Source organism: Citrobacter sp., assembly GCF_050252275.1.
In the GTDB taxonomy this organism is placed as follows: Bacteria; Pseudomonadota; Gammaproteobacteria; order Enterobacterales; family Enterobacteriaceae; genus Citrobacter_A; species Citrobacter_A amalonaticus.
This window is the reverse complement of record NZ_JBFWLF010000016.1, coordinates 21,564-29,003: the sequence shown is the minus strand read 5'-3', so window position 1 is coordinate 29,003 and position 7,440 is coordinate 21,564. Positions and strand designations below refer to the sequence as shown.

At 54.3% G+C, this 7,440-nt stretch carries 8 protein-coding genes and 1 riboswitch; of the genes, 3 read left to right on the top strand and 5 right to left on the bottom strand.

Annotated elements, in window-relative coordinates; genetic code table 11:
- Together AB7E14_RS02670 and AB7E14_RS02665 are read left to right on the top strand one after the other, a co-directional pair.
- Positions 1–873, top strand: an 873-nt coding sequence (locus tag AB7E14_RS02670; protein WP_428169311.1) for an ADP-ribosylglycohydrolase family protein, incomplete at its 5' end; no start/stop codon positions are given.
- Entirely contained in the window at positions 870–1,835 is a 966-nt protein-coding gene (locus AB7E14_RS02665) for a carbohydrate kinase family protein (RefSeq protein ID WP_316962519.1), read from the top strand. The genes AB7E14_RS02670 and AB7E14_RS02665, both read left to right, overlap by 4 nt.
- Here the strand turns inward: AB7E14_RS02665 and AB7E14_RS02660 are convergent.
- The 4 genes from AB7E14_RS02660 to AB7E14_RS02645 form a co-directional block, all read right to left on the bottom strand.
- Positions 1,809–2,555: a GntR family transcriptional regulator gene (locus tag AB7E14_RS02660; RefSeq protein ID WP_043000160.1), complete on the bottom strand. Its 747-nt coding sequence runs from the start codon at positions 2,553–2,555 to the stop codon at positions 1,809–1,811. The genes AB7E14_RS02665 and AB7E14_RS02660 overlap by 27 nt on opposite strands.
- 41 nt (positions 2,556–2,596) lie before the next feature.
- The gene (gene thiD, locus AB7E14_RS02655; protein ID WP_316962518.1) at positions 2,597–3,397 is read right to left on the bottom strand and encodes a bifunctional hydroxymethylpyrimidine kinase/phosphomethylpyrimidine kinase; all 801 of its coding nucleotides are present in this window, start codon (positions 3,395–3,397) and stop codon (positions 2,597–2,599) included.
- Positions 3,394–4,182 carry a hydroxyethylthiazole kinase gene (gene thiM / locus AB7E14_RS02650; protein ID WP_043000158.1) on the bottom strand — a complete coding sequence of 263 codons (789 nt, stop codon included), beginning with the start codon at positions 4,180–4,182 and terminating at the stop codon, positions 3,394–3,396. Before thiM ends, thiD begins: the two co-directional genes overlap by 4 nt.
- 31 nt (positions 4,183–4,213) lie before the next feature.
- Positions 4,214–4,311: riboswitch (TPP riboswitch) on the bottom strand.
- A 257-nt stretch (positions 4,312–4,568) separates the two neighbouring features.
- Positions 4,569–5,003 (bottom strand): hypothetical protein, encoded by a 435-nt coding sequence (locus tag AB7E14_RS02645; RefSeq protein WP_044258744.1) that lies wholly within the window; start codon positions 5,001–5,003, stop codon positions 4,569–4,571.
- A 738-nt stretch (positions 5,004–5,741) separates the two neighbouring features.
- On the opposite strand from AB7E14_RS02645, the gene rcnB reads away from it, so the two are divergent.
- On the top strand, positions 5,742–6,068 hold the full coding sequence (gene rcnB, locus AB7E14_RS02640; RefSeq protein ID WP_054176011.1) for a Ni(II)/Co(II) efflux transporter accessory subunit RcnB: 327 nt from the start codon (positions 5,742–5,744) through the stop codon (positions 6,066–6,068).
- Positions 6,069–6,280: 212 nt separating this feature from the next.
- Here rcnB and apbC read toward each other — a convergent pair whose 3' ends face one another.
- On the bottom strand, positions 6,281–7,390 hold the full coding sequence (gene apbC, locus AB7E14_RS02635; protein ID WP_043000156.1) for an iron-sulfur cluster carrier protein ApbC: 1,110 nt from the start codon (positions 7,388–7,390) through the stop codon (positions 6,281–6,283).
- Between the last annotated feature and the right edge of the window lie 50 nt (positions 7,391–7,440).

The window sequence follows — 7,440 nt, the reverse complement described above, 5'->3', positions numbered from 1 at the left end:
CCAAAAGAAAATAATGCGGCCTGTTATTTTGGCCGCGCAGAATTTACCGACGATACCTCAATGGCGCTCTGTCTGGCGGATGCTCTGCTGGAACGTGACGGCGAGATCGACCCGGACCTGATTGGACGGAACATTCTCGACTGGGTGTTGCGCTTTGACGCCTTCAATAAAAACGTTCTCGGGCCGACGTCGAAAATCGCCCTGAACGCGATTCGCGACGGGAAACCGGTAGCAGAACTGGAGAATAACGGCGTCACCAACGGCGCGGCCATGCGCGTATCGCCATTGGGATGCCTGCTGCCCGCCCGCGATCTGGATGCGTTTATTGAGGATATCGCGCTGGCCTCCAGCCCGACGCACAAATCCGATCTGGCTATCGCCGGTGCGGTGGTGGTGGCATGGGCGATTTCACGGGCGATTGAGGGTGATTCCTGGGCCGCAATTGTTGACTCGCTTCCCGCCATTGCCCTGCACGCCCAGCAAAAGCGCATTACTACGTTCAGCGCATCGCTTTGTGCGCGTCTGGAGATGGCGCTGAAAATTGTGCGTAATGCTGACGGAGCCGAAGCGGCCAGCGAACGGTTGTATCAGGTGATTGGCGCCGGAACCAGCACGATCGAATCGGTGGCCTGCGCCATTGCGATGGTCGAACTGGCGCAAACGGATCCCAATCGCTGCGCCATTTTGTGTGCCAACCTCGGCGGCGATACCGATACCATTGGAGCAATGGCAACGGCCATTTGCGGCGCGTTGCAGGGTATAGCTGCCATCAACCCGGTATGGAAACAAGAGCTGGATACGGTCAATCAGCTCGATTTCAACCGCTATGCGACGGCGCTTGCTCGTCTGCGCCAACGTCGGGAGGCGTCATGAACACTTCACGTTTAGCCGAATTGTTGCCGGGGTTAACGACCCGCCATCCGGTCACGGTTATCGGCGCGGCGGTCATCGATGTCATCGCTGATGCCTATGCCCTGCCCTGGCGCGGGTGTGACATTGAACTCAAACAGCAAGGCGTTAACGTCGGCGGCTGCGCGCTGAACATCGCCGTGGCGCTGAAACGGCTGGGTATTGATGCCGGTAACGCCCTGCCGCTGGGCCAGGGAGTATGGGCGGAGATCATTCGTAACCGGATGGCGAAAGAAGGGTTACACAGCCTCATCGAGACCACACAAGGTGACAACGGCTGGTGCCTTGCGCTGGTCGAACCGGATGGCGAGCGCACGTTTATGTCATTCAGCGGCGTGGAGAACCAGTGGAATACCGACTGGCTGGCCCAGCTCACCATCTCACCTGACAGCCTGATTTATCTTTCGGGCTATCAACTCTCCTCACCCTGCGGCGAGCTGTTGGTGCAGTGGCTGGAAGGGCTGGATCGCGTTATACCGTTTATCGATTTTGGCCCGCGCATTGGCGATATTCCTGATGCACTGATGTCACGCATTCTGGCTTGTCGCCCTCTGGTGTCGCTCAATCGTCAGGAAGCCGAAATCGCGGCGGAGCGGTTTGGTCTCAGCCAGGATGTGGAAGACTTAGGTGCGCAATGGGTGAAGCAATTTTCTGCGCCGTTAATCGTGCGCCATGACAAAGAAGGTGCCTGGTATTTCAGCGCGCAATCTTCCGGATGCGTACCCGCCTTCCCGACAACGGTCGTTGACACGATTGGCGCCGGTGACAGCCACGCGGGCGGCATGCTGGCCGGGCTGGCGTCGGGCTGGTCGCTGGCGGATGCCGTGCTGCTCGGCAACGCCGTGGCATCGTGGGTGGTAGGACATCGCGGCGGTGACTGTGCGCCGTTTCGCGAGGCGTTACTCCTCGCACACAAAGACGTATAAATCGCTTCGGCAGTAGCTGATGCTGTACTCGATGGGCCGCTGCTGTTGGTCAAGCGCTACCTGTTTGATCACCAGCACCGGCACTTTGCTGTCCATCTGGATATGCGACTGGAACTCAGCATCCGGCATCTTTGCACTCACCCGTGAGCGCGTGCGCTGGGGATGGATATGCTGGCTGCGGAAATAGTCGTACAGCGATATGCCAATTTCATCGGCATCATGAATAAGATGCGCGGGCACCCACGACTCCTCGATAGAAACCGCGTCCTCATCAACGTAGCGGATGCGCTTAAGCAGAAACACATCGCTGCCGGCGGCAATCGCCAGCTGTTGCGCCACCTCTTCCGGACACTTAACCACCCGTTTGTTGACCCATAAGGTGTCCGGTTTTTTCCCGCGCAGCACCACCTGTTGAGAAAACCCACGCGCCTCTTTCAGCGAATATTCAAAGATGTTGTTGATCTGCGTGCCGTAGCCGCGAGCACGCGTCACCACGCCTTCTTCTTCCAGCGCCTGCATCGCTTTGCGCACCGTGATGCGCGAAACGCCTGTTAACTGACTGAGATCGCGTTCGCCAGGCAAAATGTTGCCATGCGCAATCACACCACTGCGCACGGCATTTTTCACCGTTTCGGCAAACTTGATATACAGCGGGGTATTATCCACCGCTGAAATACGTTCGTTCAGTTGCGCGATAAGTTGAGTATGCGCTTGTTCCATGAGTCTTTTTCCTGACAGCCAGTCTGCTGCCAGTATATACGCTACCAATACGCGTGGAAATGATGAACCGGCCCGATGCCGTGTCCAACCTCCAGCGTGTCAGCCTGCGCGAGCGCCGCCGACAGCCAGACTTTCGCCTCCTGCACTGTCCCGGCCCAGTCAGCATGTCGTGGACGCAGCGCGGCCAGCGCCGCAGAGAGCGTACATCCGGTGCCGTGCGTGTTTTTGGTCATCACCCGCGGTGCGGTAAAGCGCTGCTCACCGGTCGCTGTAAAGAGCCAGTCAGGACTTTGTTCATCGTCCAGATGACCGCCTTTCATCAACACTGCGCCACAGCCTATCGCCAGCAACGCTCGCCCCTGTTCCAGCATCTCTTGTTCTGTTCGTGCGTGCGGGCAATCCAGCAGCGCTGCCGCTTCGGGCAGATTAGGCGTAATGAGTGAAACCTGTGGCAACAGTCGCCTGCGCAATGTCTCAACGGCGGAAGTCGACAATAACGGATCGCCACTTTTCGCCAGCATGACTGTGTCGAGTACGACATTCTGCACCTGATGGCGTTCCAGTCGCTCCGCCACCGCCTCAACGATATCGGTTTCCGCCAGCATACCGATTTTGGTGGTATCGATGCGCACATCGCTGAACACCGAATCGAGCTGGGCGGCGACAAAATCCGGTTCAATGCGATACACCGACTGCACGCCACGTGTATTCTGCGCCACCAGCGCGGTAATTACCGCACAGCCGTAAGCGCCGAGCGCCGAGAAGGTTTTCAGATCGGCCTGAATACCGGCGCCGCCGCTGGGATCGGTACCGGCAATGGTCAGTGCGTTAATCCGCTTCATGCTGCGACCTCCGCATCCAGGGTGTAGAGCGCATCGAGAAAGGCCGGAAGAAAACTGCCGGGTCCGTGACAGATTTTGCTGGCGTGCTGCCCTGCCAGTTTCATCCATCCACAGGCGGACGCGATGTTTTCGATCCGGTTTCCGGGTAGCGCGCAGCTGGCGGCGACCACGGCAGAAAGCGCACAGCCAGTGCCCACGACTTTCGTCATCAGCGGATCGCCGCCGGTGACGCTCAGAGTGCGCTCGCCGTCGGTGATGTAATCCACTTCGCCGGTGACTACCACAACAGCGCCGGTGTGGCGGGCAAGAATCTGCGCCGCCGGCAGAGCCGTTGCAACCGGGTCGGTAGCATCCACTCCACGCCCCCCAGCGCTTTCACCGGCTAACGCCAGGATCTCAGAGGCGTTACCGCGAATGGCAGCAGGTGTTAAGGCAAGGAGTTCCAGGCAGAAACGGCGACGGTATTCAAGCGCGCCTACGGCAACCGGGTCCAGTGTCCATGGAGTTTTGGCGCTGTTTGCCTGCTCAACCGCCGCCCGCATTGCATGTGCACGCGGTTGTGTCAACGTGCCGACGTTGATGAGCAACGCGCTGGCAAGGGCTGCAAACTGGCGAGCTTCTTCGGGCTCAATCACCATCGCCGGAGAAGCCCCCAGCGCCAGTAGCGTATTGGCGGTAAAACTCTGCACGACGTCATTGGTCATACAATGTGTTAACGGAGAAAGGGTACGAAAATCTTGTAAGGTACGAACCGCATGTTCGCGGCTGTGCAGGTCAGGCTGCATGGTTACGCTCCTGCCCGCGCGAAGAAGGGACACGAGCAGTGTCTGACTTCCCTACGCTGGCATTATCCAGATCAGGTGGTACGGGTATTTCTCAGCCCTTCGTGAAAAGGGGCACCCCGAGTCATTAACGAAATTTTTCTGCGTGACGGTCAGGTCACTCGCGTGATGATACCCTCACTGCCCCGATTTGTAACCCTTTCGCTACTCTGCATTTACCTGTTCAGCCTGAACATCAATAGTGAAAGCCGCCACCCGCACGGCGGCAACATCCTCTTATACCGCGTCAACCATTAGTTGGGCATGAGCAACGGCTTGTTGTGCCTGCGCAATATCAGAAGCATCTGCGGAAAAGGACGTTAGCGGAATAAGCGCTAACAGATAATCTCTCATTTCGCCCACCCCAAAAACTGTCTCTGCTCGTTCAGCACGGCTAACCGCCCGTTGGTGTACACGACAAAATAGTGCAACCCTTGTTGATAGACCGTCGCTTTTTCCTCTTTCTCGATAACCGCAGCATGAGCTCCATCAATATCAAGCCCGGTACTCACCTTTTTAATTTCCATGCCTTCAAAGTGATATATGTTTTTTTTCTTTGCCGCCTGAGCGTGTTGCTTTACCGCTTCACGTGCATTCACATACGCGTTTTGCTCCGCGTTATTGATAATCATCTGTTGATTAGACTGTTCTACCTGATAGCAGACATCACGACTGACGCCTTTGGCTTCACAGCGCGCCAGGCGCTGCTCTTCCGACACGCAGCCGGACAGAATACTGACAACCAAAAGCGAAAATACCGCCTTTTTTATAGTTAACTGTTTCATCACTGCCATCACCATCATTAATTAACAAAATAATATCACCCTGCAAAAGCAGCGTGTTTTTATATCACTATTTAGTGCGCAGAATATTTAGGCTGCTTTCATCTGTCAATATAATTTAGGGAAATTAAGATCAAATAACTTAGAGGATGCATGACACCAGGATAAATCCGAAGAAAATAGTTATTCGCTGTCTTCAAATTTGCAATTAATTAACGTAACAAATACAAAAGACTAATGTCATCAAAACGATGATTCTTAATAACTATTCAGCGTGTTTTCCATGATCTTTATCAATATTGACAATCCAGGAATAATCCATAGTTTTATTTCAATCTGTTTATATGTTGACATTAATTAATTGTTATAGCTAGACAATTCTCAACAACATCGTCTTTAATACGTATTTAAAAATGAGCCTCCGGATAGTGAAGTTAATTATTTTTCATTTTTTCCTACACACCCTTATCATCAGTGCGGGTTTTATTGCAGGCGTGATGTACGCTGAACGTCTGCATTTTTGCATATGGGGCTAATCCACTGTTAGCCTGTGTTCCGAAATGCATCGCCCCTCTCCCCGTATTTGGCGATTTTCTTCTATAGTGCATGTCAGACTAATAAATTTTACATTTTTTACGAATTTTTCGGGAATCTAACAAACCCGCGCTTGTCAGTTATCATGAAGGCCGGGAAAGATACACGACTGATTTTGAGGGTCCTAACAGTGGAGAGCGTAGAAGTATGAAGAATAAATTGGTGGTAGGCGCGCTGCTGCTCGCATCCAGCGCGGTCTGGGCCGCACCAGCTACAGCCGTCCCCGCGAAGGGGATTGATCAATATGAACTCAGTGGTTTCATCGCCGACTTTACCCACTTCAAGCCTGGCGATACGGTGCCAGAGATGTATCGCTCTGACGAGTACACCATCAAACAGTGGAATCTGCGTAATTTACCTGCGCCAGATGCCGGGACACACTGGACCTACATGGGCGGTGCCTATGTGCTGATCAATGACGCTGACGGTAAAATTATTAAAGCTTACGACGGCGAGATTTTCTATCATCGTTGAGGTTCGCCCCCCTCGGGCTGAGGGGGAATTCAACGCTTATTTTATCGTTAAGGTCATCAGGATAACCCGGCACAGGCGGTCAGATTTAAGAAGAACGCCCACGTTATTCAGTGGCTCTGCATAACTCAGATAGCGTTATTCAAATTAGATATTCACCACACCGATATAAAATCAATGCGGTGAATAGAGAGAATAAAACCGTTTAGCCGAGATCAGACGGCGCGAAAGGCAATTTCGCCTGGGATGACTTCACCCTGCCAGTAAAGCTGTGCGGCAACACGTCCCGCCAGTTCGCGATACATCACGGTGAAATCACTGTCCGGACGGCTGACCACGGTTGGCGTCCCGCGATCGAGATCTTCACGCAGACTAATATGCAACGGCATTTGTCCCAACAGTTGCGTGTGATACTGCTCAGCCAGTTTTTGCGCGCCACCGGTACCAAAGATCGGCTCATGATGACCGCAGTTGCTGCAGATATGCATGCTCATGTTTTCGACAATGCCCAGCACCGGCACCTCGACTTTTTCGAACATGACAATGCCTTTTTTAGCGTCAATCAACGCAATATCCTGCGGCGTGGTCACCACAACGGCCCCCGTGACCGGGATGTTTTGTGCCAGCGTCAGCTGGATATCACCAGTACCCGGCGGCATGTCCAGCACGAGGTAATCCAGATCCGGCCACAGCGTCTCTTGTAGCATCTGCATCAGCGCCTTACTGGCCATCGGCCCACGCCACACCATCGCGTTATCATCAGTGACCAGATAACCGATGGAGTTGGTCGCCAGCCCGTGAGACATGATCGGCGCCATATGGGTACCATCCGGCGAGGTTGGGCGCTGGTTTTCCGCCCCCAGCATAGTTGGGATCGACGGACCATAAATGTCGGCGTCCAGAATCCCTACTTTCGCCCCTTCTGCCGCTAATGCCAGCGCCAGGTTTACCGCAGTCGACGATTTACCGACGCCGCCTTTGCCGGAGCTGACGGCGATAATGTTCTTCACGCCGTTCACGCCCGGCTGATTTTTCACGCGCTTCAGGGTGGCGATGTTGTGAGAAAGCTTCCAGTCGATCGCCTTCGCCCCGGTAATTCGCAGCAGATCAGCGCTACATTGCTCTTTTAACACCTCAAAGGCACTGTGCCAGACGAACGGCATGACCAGTTCAACGTGCAGCGTGTCATCCATCCAGGCGACGTGGTGTAACGCTTTAAGTGTCGTCAGGTTATGCTTCAGGGTGGGGTGCTGAAAATTCGCCAGCGTCCCGGCGACCATGGCGCGCAGGGTTTCTGGTGATTTGGCCTGGGATTGTGCGTTCATCCCGACTCCTTTTTGTTGTTCTGAAAAGGTCAATTGTAGTGAGGTAGTGT